The sequence below is a fragment of the Klebsiella sp. RC2 genome (assembly GCF_014192815.1).
Lineage (GTDB): Bacteria > Pseudomonadota > Gammaproteobacteria > Enterobacterales > Enterobacteriaceae > Klebsiella > Klebsiella variicola.
Genome location: NZ_JACHYL010000011.1, coordinates 1 through 17,463 on the forward strand (window position 1 = coordinate 1; position 17,463 = coordinate 17,463).

At 56.7% G+C, this 17,463-nt stretch carries 14 protein-coding genes and 1 riboswitch; of the genes, 5 read left to right on the plus strand and 9 right to left on the minus strand.

Annotation, left to right across the window (positions count from 1 at the left end):
• Positions 1 to 342: 342 nt before the first annotated feature.
• Together murI and btuB are read right to left on the minus strand one after the other, a co-directional pair.
• A complete protein-coding gene (gene murI, locus FHW76_RS24790; RefSeq protein ID WP_022065003.1) occupies positions 343 to 1,194 on the minus strand; it encodes a glutamate racemase in 852 nt (283 codons plus the stop codon).
• Positions 1,139 to 2,977 (minus strand): TonB-dependent vitamin B12 receptor BtuB, encoded by a 1,839-nt coding sequence (gene btuB / locus FHW76_RS24795; RefSeq protein ID WP_022065002.1) that lies wholly within the window; start codon positions 2,975 to 2,977, stop codon positions 1,139 to 1,141. The genes murI and btuB overlap by 56 nt, the downstream gene beginning before the upstream one ends.
• A gap of 64 nt (positions 2,978 to 3,041) precedes the next feature.
• A riboswitch (cobalamin riboswitch) is annotated at positions 3,042 to 3,229 on the minus strand.
• Positions 3,230 to 3,343: 114 nt separating this feature from the next.
• Here btuB and trmA point away from each other — a divergent pair.
• On the plus strand, positions 3,344 to 4,444 hold the full coding sequence (gene trmA / locus FHW76_RS24800) for a tRNA (uridine(54)-C5)-methyltransferase TrmA (protein ID WP_012543257.1): 1,101 nt from the start codon (positions 3,344 to 3,346) through the stop codon (positions 4,442 to 4,444).
• A 54-nt stretch (positions 4,445 to 4,498) separates the two neighbouring features.
• Here trmA and FHW76_RS24805 read toward each other — a convergent pair whose 3' ends face one another.
• Together FHW76_RS24805 and fabR are read right to left on the minus strand one after the other, a co-directional pair.
• Entirely contained in the window at positions 4,499 to 4,858 is a 360-nt protein-coding gene (locus tag FHW76_RS24805; RefSeq protein ID WP_008807851.1) for a YijD family membrane protein, read from the minus strand.
• 15 nt (positions 4,859 to 4,873) lie between these two features.
• Positions 4,874 to 5,509 (minus strand): HTH-type transcriptional repressor FabR, encoded by a 636-nt coding sequence (gene fabR, locus FHW76_RS24810; RefSeq protein WP_004151856.1) that lies wholly within the window; start codon positions 5,507 to 5,509, stop codon positions 4,874 to 4,876.
• A gap of 196 nt (positions 5,510 to 5,705) precedes the next feature.
• Here fabR and sthA point away from each other — a divergent pair, with 196 nt between their 5' ends.
• Positions 5,706 to 7,106: a Si-specific NAD(P)(+) transhydrogenase gene (gene sthA / locus FHW76_RS24815; RefSeq protein WP_008807852.1), complete on the plus strand. Its 1,401-nt coding sequence runs from the start codon at positions 5,706 to 5,708 to the stop codon at positions 7,104 to 7,106.
• Here the strand turns inward: sthA and oxyR are convergent.
• The 4 genes from oxyR to argC all read right to left on the minus strand — a co-directional run bounded on the left by oxyR (position 7,089) and on the right by argC (position 11,528).
• Complete coding sequence (gene oxyR, locus FHW76_RS24820; RefSeq protein WP_008807853.1) at positions 7,089 to 8,006, minus strand: DNA-binding transcriptional regulator OxyR; 918 nt, start codon at positions 8,004 to 8,006, stop codon at positions 7,089 to 7,091. The two genes, sthA and oxyR, sit on opposite strands and share 18 nt — an antisense overlap.
• A gap of 262 nt (positions 8,007 to 8,268) precedes the next feature.
• Positions 8,269 to 9,642: an argininosuccinate lyase gene (gene argH, locus FHW76_RS24825; RefSeq protein WP_012543258.1), complete on the minus strand. Its 1,374-nt coding sequence runs from the start codon at positions 9,640 to 9,642 to the stop codon at positions 8,269 to 8,271.
• A 98-nt stretch (positions 9,643 to 9,740) separates the two neighbouring features.
• Positions 9,741 to 10,517, minus strand: coding sequence for an acetylglutamate kinase (gene argB / locus FHW76_RS24830; protein WP_086070891.1), 777 nt, complete (start codon positions 10,515 to 10,517; stop codon positions 9,741 to 9,743).
• 6 nt (positions 10,518 to 10,523) lie between these two features.
• A complete protein-coding gene (gene argC, locus FHW76_RS24835) occupies positions 10,524 to 11,528 on the minus strand; it encodes an N-acetyl-gamma-glutamyl-phosphate reductase (RefSeq protein WP_022064625.1) in 1,005 nt (334 codons plus the stop codon).
• Positions 11,529 to 11,641: 113 nt separating this feature from the next.
• Between argC and argE the strand changes: the two genes are divergently transcribed.
• Both argE and ppc read left to right on the plus strand, forming a co-directional pair.
• A complete protein-coding gene (argE, locus tag FHW76_RS24840) occupies positions 11,642 to 12,793 on the plus strand; it encodes an acetylornithine deacetylase (RefSeq protein WP_064170666.1) in 1,152 nt (383 codons plus the stop codon).
• A gap of 258 nt (positions 12,794 to 13,051) precedes the next feature.
• The gene (gene ppc, locus FHW76_RS24845; protein WP_008807858.1) at positions 13,052 to 15,703 is read left to right on the plus strand and encodes a phosphoenolpyruvate carboxylase; all 2,652 of its coding nucleotides are present in this window, start codon (positions 13,052 to 13,054) and stop codon (positions 15,701 to 15,703) included.
• A 48-nt stretch (positions 15,704 to 15,751) separates the two neighbouring features.
• Here ppc and zinT read toward each other — a convergent pair whose 3' ends face one another.
• Positions 15,752 to 16,402 (minus strand): metal-binding protein ZinT, encoded by a 651-nt coding sequence (gene zinT / locus FHW76_RS24850; RefSeq protein ID WP_044643258.1) that lies wholly within the window; start codon positions 16,400 to 16,402, stop codon positions 15,752 to 15,754.
• A gap of 24 nt (positions 16,403 to 16,426) precedes the next feature.
• On the opposite strand from zinT, the gene FHW76_RS24855 reads away from it, so the two are divergent.
• Positions 16,427 to 17,413, plus strand: coding sequence for an AraC family transcriptional regulator (locus tag FHW76_RS24855; protein ID WP_183477066.1), 987 nt, complete (start codon positions 16,427 to 16,429; stop codon positions 17,411 to 17,413).
• Positions 17,414 to 17,463 lie beyond the last annotated feature (50 nt).

A 17,463-nucleotide genomic window follows, 5' to 3' on the forward strand; every position in this document is an offset into this window, starting at 1 on the left:
GACTTGGTATTCATTTTTCGTCCGAGGACGTTAAGAATCCATGTCACTTTGAGTGCCCACACAGATTGTCTGATAAATTGTTAAAGAGCAGTTGCAACGCGGCTTTCAGCTCACCGTTGCGAGGTCCCGTATAATACGTTTTCCTCATGCAGAGTCAAGCGCTTATTTTGCTTTTCTCTGTCGGTTTTCAGCGTTGAACTTCATCACCGAAACCCTGCTGACCCGGCGGCTTGTTTGCCGTTGTTCCGTGTCAGTGGAGGCGCATTATAGGGAGTTCTGAGACGTTGACAAGCCCTGTTTTCAAAAAATTATTCAACCGTCTCTTTTTTGTGCAAAACGCCCTTAAAGCGGTAATTTTTCCAGCGTTGGGAAACCATAGCGATGCAGAACGGGTAAAAGTTGTTCTGTTTCTGCCGTCAGCGCCATGCAGAATGCTTTATTCTCGTCACTGGACTTCGCGTCCGGCGCTTCATGCTCTAACAGCCAGGCGGTGCGGCGGGCAATCGCCGCGCCAGAATCGATAAGCCGCGTGCCCTCCGGCAGAACGCGCTGCAGCTCCTCCTGTAAAAGAGGAAAGTGGGTGCAGCCCAGCACCACCGTATCCGGCGGCTCCTGCATCCGCAGCCACGGGCGCAGGATACGGCGCAGCTCTTCTAACGGCACAGGCTCGCCATGCAGCTTCGCTTCCGCCAGCTCCACCAGCTCCGCCGACCCCAGCATCTCAATCCGACATTCATTGGCAAAGCGGTCAATCAGCTCACGGGTATAAGGACGCTTAACGGTACCGCGCGTCGCCAGCAGGCCAACAATACCGTTCGCCGTTAAGCGGGCGGCGGGCTTGATCGCCGGCACCACGCCAACGACGGGGAAAGCGAACTTTTCACGCAGGGCAGGCAGTGAGACGGTACTGGCGGTGTTACAGGCGATGACCGCCAGCGCCAGTGGATAGCGTTGCTGAACGGCAGTCACGATTTCCACAACGCGCTCAACGATAAACTCCTCGCTCTTCTCACCGTACGGGAAAGCGACGTTATCAAAAGCATAGATGTAATGCAGATTCGGCAGCAGCTGCCGAATCTCATTATAAACCGACAACCCACCGACGCCGGAATCAAACACCAGCACGGTGGGACGTGGATCAGAAGGTGTAGCTGCCAGACAAGGTGAATTCCCGTCCTGCAGATTGGTAGCCATAAACTGTCTCGTAATCTTTATCGAACAGGTTGGCTATTTTACCACGAACTGTCAGGTGTGAGGTGACGGGATACGATAAACCGACATCCCAGAGGCTCAACCCACCCATATTGACGGTACGCGAGTTGTCGTAGTCATAATCGTAACGCTTGCCGATGTAGTGATACGTCACATCCCACCCCAGATCGTAGACCTGACCGTTCAGCTCGTATTTCACCTGCTGCTTCGCCCGGCGATAGAGGATCTTGTTGGTTTCGTCATCGCGAGGGTCAACATACTGCAGCGTCAGATGATGCTCCACCGGCCCGGTGGTGACATTCCCCGTCCACTCCAGCCCCTTGATCGTCGCAGACTTGACGTTGTAATAGGCGTTGTTGTCGTAATCGATGAGGTTCTGAATCTCATAGCGATACGCGGAGAGGCGCCAGTCGAGCGGCCCCGTTAACCCTTCGAGGCCCGCTTCCCATTGCTTCGACTCCTCGGGTTTCAGGTTCGGGTTAGAGGCGATGCCAAAACGCTCTGCGCCATACTGCTGCCCAAGGGAGGGGGCGAGGAATCCTGTACCGTACGAGAGCGTTGTCCGATAACCGTCGATAAACTCCCAGCCTGCCGCCGTCTGCCAGGTTCCGTGCCAGCCAAACTGCTCGTCATGATCCTCACGGCCGGAAGCTTCCAGCGTCACGCTATCAATCTGCTGCTGCCCAGTCAGATAAAGACCGGTGGTGTCACGCTTATACACGTCGGTACTGGTCGTTCCGCTGGATTTCAGCTTCTCTTGTTTCCAGTCAACGCCGCCGCTCACTGCCCCATGGCCTACCACAACATTATTTCCCCACTGGATATAGCGCTGTTCCATATCATCCAGGGTGGTGCCCGCGGCATAGCGGCCAGCGTCGCTGCTGTAGTTGTAATCTTTGATGCGCTGATAGTTAGCAATCAACTGAGAGGAGTAAATCCCGGAGTGGTAGTGCAGACCGGTATCCCAGGACTGAGTATAAGACTGATCTTCATCGTTTCCGCCTGCGTAGCCCCAGTTGCCCTGGTCATAGTCAGCGTTGGCGGAATAACCATAGCCGCGGAAGAAACCTGAGAAGTTGTCATCGAACTGATGCTGTACCCCGCCCCACAGCATTTTATTGCGGTAGCCGTCGCGATCGCTGTCGCCACTATAAGAGGAGTTTGGCTGAACGTTAAATCCTTTGGTGGTCTGATAGGCGCCGGCAGCGGTAACCAGCGTATCGCCAAACCGCTTGTTAAAGGCGCCGTCATAGGACTGGTAGCCGTTCGTCCCCGCGCCGGCGTTAATTTGCGAACGCTCAGCGTCGGTCATGGTGATAATGTTCACCACCCCACCGATCGCTCCGGAGCCGTAGACTGCGGAGCGCGGGCCACGGATGTATTCCACCCGCTGGACCAGCGAGATAGGGATCTGACTGATATCTACGCCATTGGAGATCCCCGGACGCGCCATCGGCACACCGTCGATCAGCACCAGCACGTGACGAGCCTCCGTCCCCCGAACATACAGCGAAGCGCTCTGCCCCATGCCGCCGTTGCGGGCAATATCGACCCCAGGAAGACGACGCATGACATCGTTTAAATCTTTGGACTGCCAGCGGTCGATATCATCGCGCGTCACAATGTCGGTCGGCGCCAGCACGGTATTGACCGGCTGTTGAAAACGGTTTGCTGTCACCACTAACGTATCTGAATTGCTATCCTGCGCCCAGCCGGAAAATGCCGTGACGGATAAAGCCGTCATCAGCGAAGCTTTTTTAATCATTGTAAAAGCATCCGAAACAGAAAAAGGATGCCGCAGGTTTTATCAGTTGCTCGCGACGATAAAACCCAGTGCGACGTATTCCGGCAGGTCTTCGGGCTTGGAGGCTGTTTCAAGAAATAATGACTTCCCACGGCTAGCCGCAGTGTCTGCACCGAGTGCGCTCATTTCTCACCTTCCTTACCGCTGCGCGTCAGCCCCAGATTTCCACTGGGTTCCCTTTTAACTCACAGGACCGGTAGGCGAATGCTACAATTAGAATCATATAGATGTCCAGACTGCTAATTATATTTCCCGCCACATTCGAGGCTGGACATCCCCGGCGCTTTCCCTACAATCCCCGCGTACTTATTTTATTCAGGATGCATCATGACCCCCGAACACCTTCCTACCGAACAATACGAAGCGCAGCTGGCAGAAAAAGTCGTCCGTTTGCAAACCATGATGGCGCCTTTTGCCGCGCCGGTTCCGGAAGTGTTTCGTTCGCCGGTCAGCCACTACCGGATGCGCGCCGAGTTCCGTCTGTGGCACGATGGCGACGATCTGTACCATATTATTTTCGATCAGCAGACCCGGTCGCGGATTCGCGTTGACAGCTTTCCGGCCGCCAGCGCGCTTATCAATCAGCTGATGACCGCCATGCTGGAGGGCGTGCGCAACAATCCCGTGCTGCGCCATAAGCTGTTCCAGATTGACTATCTGACCACCCTCAGCAACCAGGCGGTCGTTTCGCTGCTGTATCATAAAAAACTCGATGATACCTGGCGTGAGCAAGCGGAGGCGCTGCGTGACGCCCTGCGAGCCCAGGGACTCAATGTGCATCTGATTGGACGGGCGACCAAAACCAAAATCGAGCTCGATCAGGACTATATAGATGAACGCCTGCCGGTTGGCGGTCGAGAGATGATCTACCGTCAGGTGGAAAACAGTTTTACCCAGCCGAACGCGGCCATGAACATTCAGATGCTGGAGTGGGCGCTGGATGTCACCAAAGAGGCGACCGGTGACCTGCTGGAATTGTACTGCGGCAACGGTAACTTCTCGCTGGCGCTGGCGCGTAATTTTGATCGCGTGCTGGCCACCGAAATCGCCAAACCGTCGGTGGCTGCGGCGCAGTACAACATCGCCGCTAACCATATCGACAACGTGCAGATTATCCGCATGGCGGCGGAAGAGTTTACTCAGGCGATGAATGGCGTGCGGGAGTTCAACCGGCTGCAGGGTATCGATCTGCAGAGCTATCAGTGCGAGACCATTTTCGTCGATCCGCCGCGCAGCGGACTGGACAGCGAAACGGAAAAAATGGTGCAGGCCTATCCGCGCATTCTGTACATTTCGTGCAACCCGGAAACGCTGTGCCGCAATCTGGAGACGTTAAGCCAGACGCACAACGTCACCCGGCTGGCGCTGTTCGACCAGTTCCCGTACACCCATCATATGGAATGCGGCGTTCTGCTGACCCGGAAATAGGCCCAAAAAAACCGGCAATGTCATATTGCCGGTTTTTTTTACACCACTGGCGGCTTACTCGGCTGCCGTATTTTTGCGGTTACGCATCTTGTAGCCGATCCAGAAGACCATCGCGACGGACAGAACGGCCGGGAAGAAGTTAGAGCCGATATCCGGGTACTCCGCACGCACGACGGTGCTGTACAACAGTACCCCGAGAATAAAAAAGGCGGCGGCCAGGCCCGGAAGCCCAACGGGCATACTGCGATTCTGATAGCGCTGATGCAGACAGTAGATCGTCAGCAGCAGGGATAAAATCGGGAAGACGGAAAACGGAACTATCGAACTGAACAGCGCCGCAAAGGCGCCATTAATGGATAACCCGGCAATCAGCGCCAGCAGCAGCGTACCTTTATCTTGAACTGAGTGTTTCATTGCTCGTCCTTCACGTTATTCGGAATGATGTGACATTTTTTCTTGTTCACGGCGATACCAGTAATACGCGCCTTTCGAGATCATTCTGAGCTGCAGCACCAACCGTTCTTCCAGCTGCCGGCGCTGTTCAGGGCCGACATCCAGCGCTTCCGCGCCAGCGCTAAAGACGATGGTGACCATAGCTTCAGCCTGCGCTTCGGTGAAGGCGCGCGGCATATGGTTTTCGAGTTCTAAATAGTCGGCGAGTTCCGCGATAAAGTGCTGGATCTCGCGCGCGACGGCGGCGCGAAACGCCGCAGAGGTTCCCGAGCGCTCTCGCAACAGCAAGCGGAAGGCGTTCGGGTTGTTACCGATAAACTCCATAAAGGTGGAGACCGAGGTACGGATCACGCTGCCGCCTTTAGCAATTCTCTGGCGCGCCTGGCGCATCAGTTGGCGCAGCATCAGTCCGCTCTCATCGACCATCGTCAGGCCTAACTCATCGACATCGCGAAAATGACGATAAAAGGACGTCGGCGCGATCCCAGCTTCCCGCGCCACTTCGCGCAAGCTCAGGCTGGCGAAACTCCGCTCAGCGCTAAGTTGGCTGAATGCTGCTTCCACCAGCGAACGGCGGGTTTTTTCTTTTTGTTGTGCTCTTACGCCCATCACGATGTATGAATCCTTCCAATAGCCCTGCTGGCACTATACCAGAGATTAAAACTAATCGGTTTGCACTGGATTGTGAATGATTGTTTACGAGCCGTTTCTGCTTTTATGCCGCAAAAAAGCACAACGATAATTGGGTTAAAGCGCAGCGAATGTTATCATCGTGTTTATTTTATGTATAAAACAGGTGAGTAATGCCATGTCACACTCTTGGGATTATGATGCAATAGTGATTGGTTCCGGTCCTGGCGGCGAAGGCGCCGCCATGGGACTGGTGAAACAGGGAGTACGCGTTGCCGTCATTGAGCGCTACCATAATGTCGGCGGCGGTTGCACCCACTGGGGCACCATCCCGTCGAAAGCCCTCCGCCATGCCGTCAGCCGTATTATCGAGTTTAACCAAAACCCCCTCTACAGCGACCACTCCCGCCTTCTTCGCTCTTCTTTCGCCGACATCCTCAACCATGCCGACAGCGTCATCAACCAGCAGACTCATATGCGCCAGGGATTCTATGAGCGCAACCACTGTGAAATTCTGCAGGGCAATGCGCACTTCGTTGATGAACATACTCTGGCGCTGGAATGCCATGACGGCACGGTCGAGACGGTGACTGCGGAGAAATTCGTTATCGCCTGCGGGTCACGCCCCTATCATCCGGCCGATGTCGATTTCCACCACCCGCGCATCTATGACAGCGATTCGATTCTCAGCCTGCAGCATGAGCCGCGCCACGTGATCATTTACGGCGCCGGGGTGATCGGTTGCGAATACGCCTCGATCTTCCGCGGCATGGAGGTGAAGGTCGATCTGATCAACACCCGCGATCGTCTGCTGGCCTTCCTCGATCAGGAGATGTCAGACTCGCTCTCTTATCACTTCTGGAACAGCGGCGTGGTCATTCGCCACAATGAGGAGTATGAGAAAATTGAGGGGGTGGATGACGGCGTGATCATGCACCTGAAGTCCGGTAAAAAACTGAAGGCCGATTGCCTGCTGTACGCCAATGGCCGCACCGGCAATACCGACACCCTGGCGCTGGAAAACATCGGTCTGCAGACTGACAGCCGCGGCCAGCTGAAGGTCAACAGCATGTACCAGACCGCCCTCCCGCACATTTATGCGGTTGGCGATGTCATCGGCTATCCAAGCCTGGCTTCTGCCGCTTACGATCAAGGGCGCATTGCCGCCCAGGCGCTGGTGAAAGGCGAAGCTTCAGCGCATCTGATTGAAGATATCCCCACCGGGATCTACACCATTCCGGAAATCAGCTCCGTCGGGAAAACCGAGCAGCAGCTGACGGCAATGAAAGTGCCGTATGAGGTGGGTCGCGCCCAGTTTAAACACCTGGCACGGGCGCAAATCGTTGGCATGAGCGTGGGAACCCTGAAGATCCTGTTCCATCGGGAGACCAAGGAGATCCTCGGCATTCACTGCTTTGGCGAACGCGCAGCCGAAATCATTCACATCGGCCAGGCGATCATGGAGCAGAAAGGTGGTGGTAACACCATTGAGTACTTCGTCAACACCACCTTTAACTACCCGACCATGGCGGAAGCGTATCGGGTTGCCGCGCTGAACGGCTTAAACCGCCTGTTTTAACGCCTTGTCGAAATGGCCATCCATCGTACCGCGGATGGCCTCCGCCAGATGTTCATAGCGGCTGCGCAGCGGGGAGCCGGGACGGTAAACCAGGCCGATGGTTCGTCTTGGCTCTGGCTTAATGCACGGCAGATAGACCACGCCATCGCGTTTTCTTTCCTGCGGTACCGCCAGCGCAGGCAGCAAGGTAATGCCGCTGCCTGCCGCCACCATATTGCGTAGCGTTTCCAGACTGGTCGCCCGGAAGTGGGTATCCTCATCCGCTCCTGCTTCAAAGCAAAAGCCCATCGCCTGATCGCGCAGACAGTGGCCATCCTCCAGCATCAGCAGCTTTTCACCAGCCAGATCCGACATCGGCACCCGGTCGCGGTTCGCCCACGGGTGATCCTCATAGATAGCCAGCATCATCGGCTCATCAAACAGCGGCACCTCGATAAAGGCCTCGCTCTCTTTGACCAGCGCCAGAATGGCGCAGTCGAGCTTACCGCTGTCGAGCTGGGCCAGCAGCTGATGGGTCTGCGCTTCGTGCAGGTACATTTCCAGTTTCGGAAAAGTTTGGTGCAGCATCGGAATGATTTGCGGCAGCAGGTACGGGCCAATTGTCGGGATCAAGCCGATATGCAACGGCCCGGACATGGTTTCCCCTTGTTGGCTTGCCATCTCCTTGAGCACTTTTACTTCGCGTAACACGGTACGCGCCTGATCCACCAGCAACAGCCCCGCCTGGGTAAACAGAACCTTACGGCTGGTGCGCTCCAGCAGCATGACGCCAAGTTCATCCTCGAGCTTGCGGATCTGTCCGCTGAGCGTCGGTTGGCTCACGTGGCATGAGTCAGCCGCCCGCCGGAAGTGGCGGTGTTCGGCGAGCGCTACCAGGTATTCAAGATCGCGAATATTCATTATTCATCCTCCATCGCCACGATAGTCCATGGCGATAGATAGCATAGCAACGAACGATTATCCCTATCAAGCTTTCTGTTCAATAATACGCCCATAGAGACGGTAAACCTGTGAAAATCATTGGCCCGTCACACTGTTTCTCTACCCGAACAACTAAAGCCAACGTGAACTTTTGCGGACCTTGTGTCCGCTTTTTTTTTTTTGCATAAAAAACCCGGCGTCGTCAGGCTCGGCCGGGTTCAGAAAGGTGGATGCCAGAGAATTAGCTCAGGCGCGCTTTCGCGTCGCTGATAGCCTGCGCCACCTGCTGCGGCGAAACGCCGCCTTTCGCTGCGCGTTTATCGAGGCAGGACTGCAGAGACAGAATCGGATAAACATCGTCTGCGATGACCGGACTGAATTTCTGCAGATCGACCAGGGGCAGCGCTTCCAGCGGTTTCCCTTGCGCAATGGCTTCGACTACCGCCTCACCAACAATATGGTGCGCTTCACGGAACGGAACGCCTTTTGCCACCAGATAATCTGCCAGTTCTGTGGCGTTGGCATAGCCCTGCTGCGCCGCTTCCGCACAGCGCGGGCGTTTCACCTGGATGCCATCCAGCACCAGGGTCGCCATATGCAGGCAGTCGAGCCAGGTATCCAGGGCGTCGAAAAGCCCCTCTTTATCTTCCTGCATGTCTTTGTTGTAGGCCAGCGGCAGCCCTTTCAGCGTCATCATCATGCCGGTCAACGCGCCCTGCACGCGGCCGCATTTACCACGAATTAATTCCAGCGCGTCCGGGTTTTTCTTCTGCGGCATCAGCGAGGAGCCGGAGGTCACGCGATCAGAAAGTTCGACGAAGTTCGCCTCGCCGGAGTTAAAGAAAATCAGATCTTCAGCAAAGCGCGACAGATGCACCATGCCGATAGACGCATCGGAAAGCAGCTCCAGCACATGGTCGCGATCGGAAACGCTGTCGAGGCTGTTGCGTGTGGCAGAGGCAAAGCCCAGCCAGCCGGCCAGCTGCTCGCGGTCGATTTCATACGCCGTCCCCGCCAGCGCGCCGCAGCCCAGCGGGCTAACGTCGAGGCGCTTCAGCGCGTCCTGCAGGCGGCTTTCGTCACGCGCCAGCATTTCAACATAGGCCAGACACCAGTGTGCGAACGTCACTGGCTGGGCACGCTGCAGGTGAGTGTACCCCGGCATCACCGCGTCCTGGTTATGCTGGGCGGTCTCCACCAGCGCGCTCTGCAGCTGGCGGTTCGCCGACAGCAGTTCGACAACGGTATCTTTGCACCATAGTTTAAGATCGGTGGCGACCTGGTCGTTACGGCTGCGCCCGGTATGCAGTTTCTTGCCCAACTGGCCCACTTTATCGATCAGCTTGCCTTCCACCCAGCTGTGAATATCTTCGGCATCGCTGGCAAGGATTTGCTGCGGATTGGCGCGCACCTCTTCCAGCAGCACGTTCAGCGCTTCTTCCAGCTGCTGCTGTTCAGCGGCACTCAGAACGCCGACCGTTACCAGCGCTTTCGACCAGGCGACAGAGCCAACGATATCCTGCTCCGCCAGACGATAGTCGAAGCGCAACGAGTCGTTGAACTGTTTGAACCGTTGATCTGCTGCCTGTGTAAAACGCCCGCCCCAAAGTGCCATAACATGCTTCCTTTATTCGTTAGTTCTGCCGGCGGCATTGTGCCGCCCGGCCTACAGTCTGTAAGCCCGGCAGACGACGCGCCGCCGGGCATGATATCTTAAGCCAGAATACGTGTGCCGATCGGCGTGCCGTTAAATAACGCTGGCAGCTGCTCGGCGTGACGCCAGGAGGCGATATCCACCGGACGGCCCAGGGCACGTGCGGCGTCAAGGGCCGCATTCACTTTAACAATCATGCCGTCAGTGATAATGCCCTGCTCGATCAGCTGCTCCGCTTTCTCGGCGGTCATCTCGGCAATGCGCTGTCCTTTACCGTCGAGGATACCGCTGACATCAGACAGCAGGATCAGATCCGCCCCCAGGGTGGCCGCCAGCGCTGTCGCCGCCTGGTCAGCATTGACGTTCATCAGCTGGCCTTCATCGGTCACCCCGATAGAGCTCACCACCGGCAGGTAACCGCCCGCCAGCAGGGTGTTGATCAGCGCCGGGGAGCCCGGCTGCGCCAGCCCGACATGGCCCAGCTCGGCATCCAGTTGCGTGACCTTCACGCTATCGCCATCGCCGAGGAACAGGCCTACCGAGGAAATACCATGTTTTTTCGCCCATGCCAGCAGCGTTTTGTTGGCGGTTCCCGCCAGCGCGCCGGTAATGATGTCAATCTGATCAGCAGGCGTAACCCGCAGGCCATTTTTCTTTTTCACCGGCAGATTAAGCTGCTTCATCAGCTCATCCACCACGCAGCCGCCGCCATGGACGATAATCAGCGGGCGCTGGTGCGCTTCACGGTAGTTAACCAGCGCGGTAAACAGGCGCTCCAGCGCCTCTTCGCTATCGAGTAATACGCCGCCGAGTTTGATAATTAATGGGTTCATCATCACACCTTAAATAAGAGACTGCGTCTCAGCGAAGCCGAAACGAATATTCGCGCACTGCACTGCCTGCGCTGCGGCGCCTTTCAGCAGGTTATCTTCAGCCGCGACGACGATGAGATGGTCGTCCTGCACGGCAAAACCGATATCACAGAATGGCAGACCCTCGACGCTTTTCAATGCGGGTACGCCTTTATCATATAAACGTACCAGCGGTTTATCGGCGTAAGCCTGCTGGTAAACCGCTGCGATCTGCGCGTGGCCGACGCCCGGCTTCAGGCGGCAGGTAATGGTTTCAAGGATGCCGCGCTTAAAATTACCCAGGTGCGGGGTAAAAATCACCTTTGCCCCGAGGTGGCTGGCAATCTCCGGCTGATGGCGATGGTTAAATATGCCGTATGGCTGCAGGCTCACTTCACAGAAGCTATTGCCGATCGCGGCTTTACGACCCGCGCCGCTCACCCCGCTGGTGGCGTTGATCACCGGCCACTGGTTCAGATCCAGCAGATTGGCCTCAATCAGCGGCTTCAGCGACAGCTGCGCCGCCGTCGGATAGCAGCCAGGCACCGCGATTAACTGCGCTTCTTTAAGCGCATCCGCGCTCCACTCCGCCAGACCATACACCGCCTGTTTGAGCAGGTCGGGATGTTGATGAGTGAAACCGTAATATTTTTCGTAGAACGCCCCATCGTTAACGCGGAAGGCACCGGAAAGATCGAACACCACGCAGCCGGCGGCAAGGAACTGCGGCGCCAGGTCGTGACTCACTTCGTGCGCGGTGGCGAGAAACACCACGTCCACGCCAGCGCTGAATTCGCTGATATCGGACATCGGCTGCAGCGGCATATCGACAATGCCTTTGAGCTGCGGATGCAGGTCGGAAATTAATTTTCCCGCATCATTGCTTTGCGCGGAGACCGTCAAAGCGGTTATGTTCATATGCGGATGACGATTGATATAGGTCACCAGCTCTGCGCCGGCATAACCACTGGCACCCACAATCAGCGTATTTAACATTGGAAGCGCATCTCCTTACATTCGATGGGTTTTCTTACGCTCAACGATATTGTATTTTTATTCACAATAAATGCATGAATATTGATACTATCACGACCCAAGGTGTGTCAACAATGAAAAACAATTTACCGCCCTTTATCGAGATTTACCGCGCGTTGATCGCCACACCGTCCATCAGCGCGACCGAAGAGGCTCTCGATCAAAGCAATGAGTCTTTAATCAATTTGCTGGCAGGCTGGTTCCGCGATCTCGGCTTCAATGTTGAGATACAGCCGGTGCCGGATACGCGCCATAAATTCAACCTGCTGGCCAGCACCGGACACGGCGCCGGCGGCCTGCTGCTCGCCGGGCATACCGATACCGTGCCATTCGATGATGGCCGCTGGACGCGGGATCCGTTCACCCTCACCGAACACGATAACAAGCTCTACGGCCTCGGCACGGCTGACATGAAAGGCTTCTTCGCCTTTATTCTCGACGCCCTGCGCGATGTCGACGTCACCACGCTGAAAAAACCGCTGTATATTCTGGCCACCGCCGACGAAGAGACCAGCATGACCGGCGCGCGCTATTTTGCCGAAACCACCCAGCTGCGCCCGGACTGCGCCATCATCGGCGAGCCCACCTCCCTGCAGCCGATCCGCGCCCACAAAGGACATATGTCCAACGCGATCCGTATTCAGGGCCAGTCCGGTCACTCCAGCGATCCGGCACGCGGAGTTAACGCGATTGAGCTTATGCACGACGCCATCGGCCGCATTATGCAGCTGCGCGATCTGCTAAAAGAGCGCTACCACTTCGAGGCGTTCACGGTCCCTTACCCAACCCTCAACCTGGGCGCTATCCATGGCGGCGATGCCTCAAACCGTATCTGCGCCTGCTGCGAACTGCATATGGATATCCGCCCGCTGCCGGGGATGACCCTCAACGATCTTAATGGTCTGTTGGGCGAGGCGCTGGCGCCCGTCAGTGAGCGCTGGCCGGGCCGCCTGACGGTCTCAGAGCTGCACCCGCCGATCCCCGGCTACGAATGCCCGCCGGACCATAAGCTGGTCCAGGTGGTTGAGAAACTGCTCGGCGCGCAGACCGACGTGGTGAACTACTGCACCGAAGCGCCGTTTATCCAGACGCTATGTCCGACGCTGGTTCTCGGCCCGGGTTCCATCAATCAGGCCCATCAGCCTGACGAGTATCTGGAGACGCGCTTTATCAAGCCGACCCGGGAGCTGATTAGCCAGGTGGTCCACCACTTCTGCTGGCACTAAAATCGCCCTCTTTTTCCGCCCCGTTCTCCCGGGGCGGAACGGTGACGATCGTCACATTTCTATAAGCGATGCTTATCCAGCGCCCCCTGAATTAAATTTCGCAAATTACGGCGATTTACTCGTTTGCTGAAGCGATTTCGCAGTAATTGACGTGGGGGTATTTACGTGGCTTTATAAAAGACGGGTTGCTTATCCGTTGCTCACGTTCCAGCGCAGCGGATATAACAAAATAAAATGAGATGGGGTGTCTGGGGTAACATGAACGAACAATATTCCGCATTGCGTAGTAATGTCAGTATGCTCGGCAAGGTGCTGGGCGATACCATCAAGGATGCATTGGGAGAAAATATTCTTGATCGTGTCGAAACTATCCGTAAGTTGTCCAAATCTTCACGCGCCGGCAACGAAGCTAACCGCCAGGAGCTGCTGACCACGCTGCAGAATTTGTCTAACGACGAACTGCTGCCGGTTGCCCGTGCCTTCAGCCAGTTTCTGAATCTGGCGAACACCGCTGAGCAGTACCACAGCATTTCGCCGAATGGCGAAGCGGCCAGCAATCCGGAAGTCATTGCGCGTACCCTGAGAAAGCTCAAAGACCAACCCAATCTCAACGAAGACACCATCAAAAAAGCGGTGGAATCTCTGTCTCTGGAGCTGGTATTAACCGCCCACCCAACCGAGATCACCCGCCGGACGCTGATCCATAAAATGGTGGAAGTGAACAGCTGCCTCAAGCAACTGGACAATAAAGACATCGCCGACTACGAACACCATCAGCTGATGCGCCGTCTGCGCCAGCTGATCGCCCAGTCCTGGCATACTGACGAGATCCGTAAATACCGCCCGTCTCCGGTCGACGAAGCCAAATGGGGCTTCGCGGTGGTGGAAAACAGCCTGTGGGAAGGGGTGCCTAACTATCTGCGCGAGCTGAACGAACAGCTGGAAGCCAACCTTGGCTATCAGCTGCCGGTGGACTTCGTCCCGGTGCGTTTCACCTCGTGGATGGGCGGCGACCGCGACGGCAACCCGAACGTGACCGCCGACATCACCCGCCACGTGCTGCTGCTCAGCCGCTGGAAAGCCACCGATCTGTTCCTCAAAGACGTGCAGGTGCTGATCTCCGAGCTGTCGATGGTGGAGTGTACCGACGAACTTCGCGCGCTGGCTGGCGCCGAGGGTGCTCAGGAACCGTACCGTTATCTGATGAAGAAACTGCGCACTCAGCTGATGGAGACCCAGGCCTGGCTGGAAGCGCGCCTGAAAGGTCAGAAGCTGCCGAAACCGGCGGGACTGATCACTCAGAACGAGCAGCTGTGGGAACCGCTGTACGCCTGCTATAAATCGCTGCAGGCCTGCGGCATGGGCATTATCGCCAACGGCGAACTGCTCGACACCCTGCGCCGCGTGAAGTCTTTCGGCGTACCACTGGTGCGTATTGATATCCGTCAGGAAAGCACTCGCCATACCGAAGCTCTGGGCGAAATGACCCGTTACCTCGGGATCGGCGATTACGAAAGCTGGTCAGAAGCCGACAAACAGGCTTTCCTGATCCGCGAACTGAACTCCAAACGTCCGTTGCTGCCGCGTCAGTGGGAGCCAAGCGAAGAGACGCGCGAAGTCCTCGATACCTGCAAAGTGATCGCCGAGGCGCCGCGCGGATCGATCGCCGCCTACGTGATCTCGATGGCCAAAACGCCGTCCGACGTGCTGGCGGTTCATCTGCTGCTGAAAGAGGCCGGGATTGGTTTTGCTCTGCCGGTGGCCCCGCTGTTCGAAACGCTGGACGACCTGAACAACGCCAACGATGTCATGACTCAGCTGCTGAATATCGACTGGTACCGCGGCTTTATCCAGGGCAAGCAGATGGTCATGATTGGCTATTCTGACTCCGCCAAAGATGCTGGCGTGATGGCCGCCTCCTGGGCGCAGTACCAGGCGCAGGACGCGCTGATCAAAACCTGTGAGAAAGCCGGTATCGAACTGACGCTGTTCCACGGACGCGGCGGTTCCATCGGCCGCGGCGGCGCGCCAGCCCACGCGGCGCTGCTCTCGCAGCCGCCGGGAAGCCTGAAAGGCGGCCTGCGCGTCACCGAGCAGGGCGAGATGATCCGCTTTAAGTACGGCCTGCCGGAAGTGACCATCAGCAGTCTGTCGCTGTATACCAGCGCCATTCTGGAAGCCAACCTGCTGCCGCCGCCGGAACCGAAAGCCGAATGGCGCGACATCATGGCTGAGCTGTCCGACGTCTCCTGCAAGATGTATCGCGGCTACGTACGTGAAAACAAAGATTTCGTGCCTTACTTCCGCTCTGCGACTCCGGAGCAGGAGCTGGGCAAACTGCCGCTGGGTTCGCGTCCGGCAAAACGTCGCCCGACCGGCGGCGTCGAGTCGCTGCGCGCCATTCCGTGGATCTTCGCCTGGACCCAGAACCGCCTGATGCTACCGGCCTGGCTGGGCGCTGGCGCCGCGCTGCAGAAGGTGGTCGAAGGTGGAAAACAGAGTGAACTGGAAGCGATGTGTCGCGACTGGCCGTTCTTCTCTACCCGCCTCGGCATGCTGGAGATGGTTTACTCGAAGGCTGACCTGTGGCTGGCAGAGTACTACGATCAGCGCCTGGTGAAGCCGGAGCTGTGGGCGCTGGGTACCGAGCTGCGTAAGCTGCTGGCTGCCGACATCAACGTCGTGTTGGCCATCGCCAACGACTCCCATCTGATGGCCGACCTGCCGTGGATCGCCGAGTCTATCCAGCTGCGTAATATCTATACCGACCCGCTGAACGTCCTGCAGGCGGAACTGCTGCACCGTTCACGCCAGGCCGAAGAAGCAGGCAAGGACCCGGATCCGCGCGTTGAACAAGCGCTGATGGTCACCATCGCCGGCGTTGCCGCCGGTATGCGTAACACCGGCTAATCGAAGTCTCTCTCCCCCGGCCGCCCGGTCGGGGGATTTTCACCTGTTCTAGTGGTGCAGCATCTCATCAACGATCTGCTCTTTATGCAGCGCATATGGATAATAGGTCGGCCAGTTATCCATCTCTTTCAGCAACGCCTCCTGTGATTCATTACCCATGAAAATATGGAAATGCTGCGATTTACGCGGGCCAATGATATGGTCGCTGAACTGCACAAATTTCGGCGCGTTGGCATCGCCCTGCTGGCACTCAAACAGGTAACGTACGCCTTTCTTGCCGGAGGCGTAATGCAGAATTTTGTAGCCTGAATAGCGGTATTTGCAGCTGTTGACGACATCGCCAACGTGGAACTCAATCACATCATTTTCAATGCCAATCTGCTCCACATCGGTGGCGTAGCCCTTCTTATAATAGGCGCGATACTCCTCGACGCTCTTGCCGCCGGGCTTTTTCGCCTTCTGCTCCAGCACCGGGTCAAGGTCGCCGTTGAGCAGATACGGGTTTACCGACTGCCAGACGCCCTCCCAATCGCTCAGCGCGCGGTCCTGCACATTTTTATCGGCAAAAATGCCTTCGCTGGCCTGACGCTCGATGTCGGTTAACGCCGGGCCATGGTTATGATTGCCGTGGGCAAACGCCTGGGCGCTGGCTAACGCCATGCCGAATCCAAAGGCCAGCAGGGGGATCTTTCTGGTCATTACTCTCTCCTGAGTTTGCTATCAATGGCGACAAATTGTTACGATATAACATATCTCATCTGGGAAGCAAGCGTGACTGGCAAGCGCTTTTACCGCTGGAAAAATGTCCGGTATGATGAAAGAGGTGATGCGCTGAACGGAAGAATGATGGACAACGATATCAATCAACTTATTGATTCATTCCTAAAAAAGCAGAATGGTATCGGCCGGGTCTATTTTGCCGGCGAGATGCGCTCGCCTGCTGAGCCGGTAGTGCAGGTTGATTTTCCCCGTCTGAACATCATCATCGATGGGCAGTTGCCTGACCGGGCACTCGGCGAAAACGCCAGCCCTCTTGAGGCGAACGACGTGCTCTATATCCCTGGCGATAGCTGGAACTGCCCGCAGTGGCAGGCGCCCTGCCTGCTGTTAAGTCTCCTGTTCGATAAGCAGCGGCTGGAGTGCTCGCTGCAGCACTGGAATGGCAAGGCGATAACCGTTGTCGAAAAGCGGCAGGCGCTGCGCCGCGGGCCGCGCGTCGGTTCATTTCTGCTGCAGGCGCTCAATGAGCTCCGGATGCAGCCGCAGGAGCAGCGAACCGCCCGCAGCATTGTCGTCAGCCTGCTCAGCCACTGCCATGACCTTCTCGGCAGCCAGGCGCAAACCTCCTCGCGCAGCCAGGCGCTGTTTGAGGCGATCCGCCAGTACATGGACGCCCATTATGCAGAGCCGCTGAGCCGGGAATCGGTGGCCCAGGCGTTCTATCTCTCCCCCAACTATCTTTCTCACCTGTTCCAGAAATGCGGGCCAATGGGCTTCAATGAATATCTGAACCATATTCGTCTTGAACAGGCCCGTATGCTGCTGAAGGGCCACGATATGAAAGTGAAAGATATCGCCCACGCCTGCGGCTTCGCCGACAGCAATTATTTCTGCCGCCTGTTTCGCAAAACCACCGAGCGCTCGCCGTCTGAATATCGCCGTCAGTATCATAGCCAGTTAACGGAAATATCTTCTCCGGCCAAAAACTAGATTTTTGTGTGTTAAACCTGACTTTTGTGCGCGCTTTTATTGCTGCCCAA

Excerpts from the sequence above, each read along its gene's own strand:
- argC (WP_022064625.1), bottom strand. The coding sequence starts at position 11,528 with ATGTTAAATACGCTGATTGTGGGTGCCAGTGGTTATGCCGGCGCAGAG.
- btuB (WP_022065002.1), bottom strand. The coding sequence starts at position 2,977 with ATGATTAAAAAAGCTTCGCTGATGACGGCTTTATCCGTCACGGCATTT.
- ppc (WP_008807858.1), top strand. The coding sequence starts at position 13,052 with ATGAACGAACAATATTCCGCATTGCGTAGTAATGTCAGTATGCTCGGC.
- argB (WP_086070891.1), bottom strand. The coding sequence starts at position 10,517 with ATGATGAACCCATTAATTATCAAACTCGGCGGCGTATTACTCGATAGC.
- FHW76_RS24805 (WP_008807851.1), bottom strand. The coding sequence starts at position 4,858 with ATGAAACACTCAGTTCAAGATAAAGGTACGCTGCTGCTGGCGCTGATT.
- FHW76_RS24855 (WP_183477066.1), top strand. The coding sequence starts at position 16,427 with ATGGCGACAAATTGTTACGATATAACATATCTCATCTGGGAAGCAAGC.
- trmA (WP_012543257.1), top strand. The coding sequence starts at position 3,344 with ATGACCCCCGAACACCTTCCTACCGAACAATACGAAGCGCAGCTGGCA.
- argE (WP_064170666.1), top strand. The coding sequence starts at position 11,642 with ATGAAAAACAATTTACCGCCCTTTATCGAGATTTACCGCGCGTTGATC.
- sthA (WP_008807852.1), top strand. The coding sequence starts at position 5,706 with ATGTCACACTCTTGGGATTATGATGCAATAGTGATTGGTTCCGGTCCT.
- zinT (WP_044643258.1), bottom strand. The coding sequence starts at position 16,402 with ATGACCAGAAAGATCCCCCTGCTGGCCTTTGGATTCGGCATGGCGTTA.
- argH (WP_012543258.1), bottom strand. The coding sequence starts at position 9,642 with ATGGCACTTTGGGGCGGGCGTTTTACACAGGCAGCAGATCAACGGTTC.
- oxyR (WP_008807853.1), bottom strand. The coding sequence starts at position 8,006 with ATGAATATTCGCGATCTTGAATACCTGGTAGCGCTCGCCGAACACCGC.
- murI (WP_022065003.1), bottom strand. The coding sequence starts at position 1,194 with ATGGCTACCAATCTGCAGGACGGGAATTCACCTTGTCTGGCAGCTACA.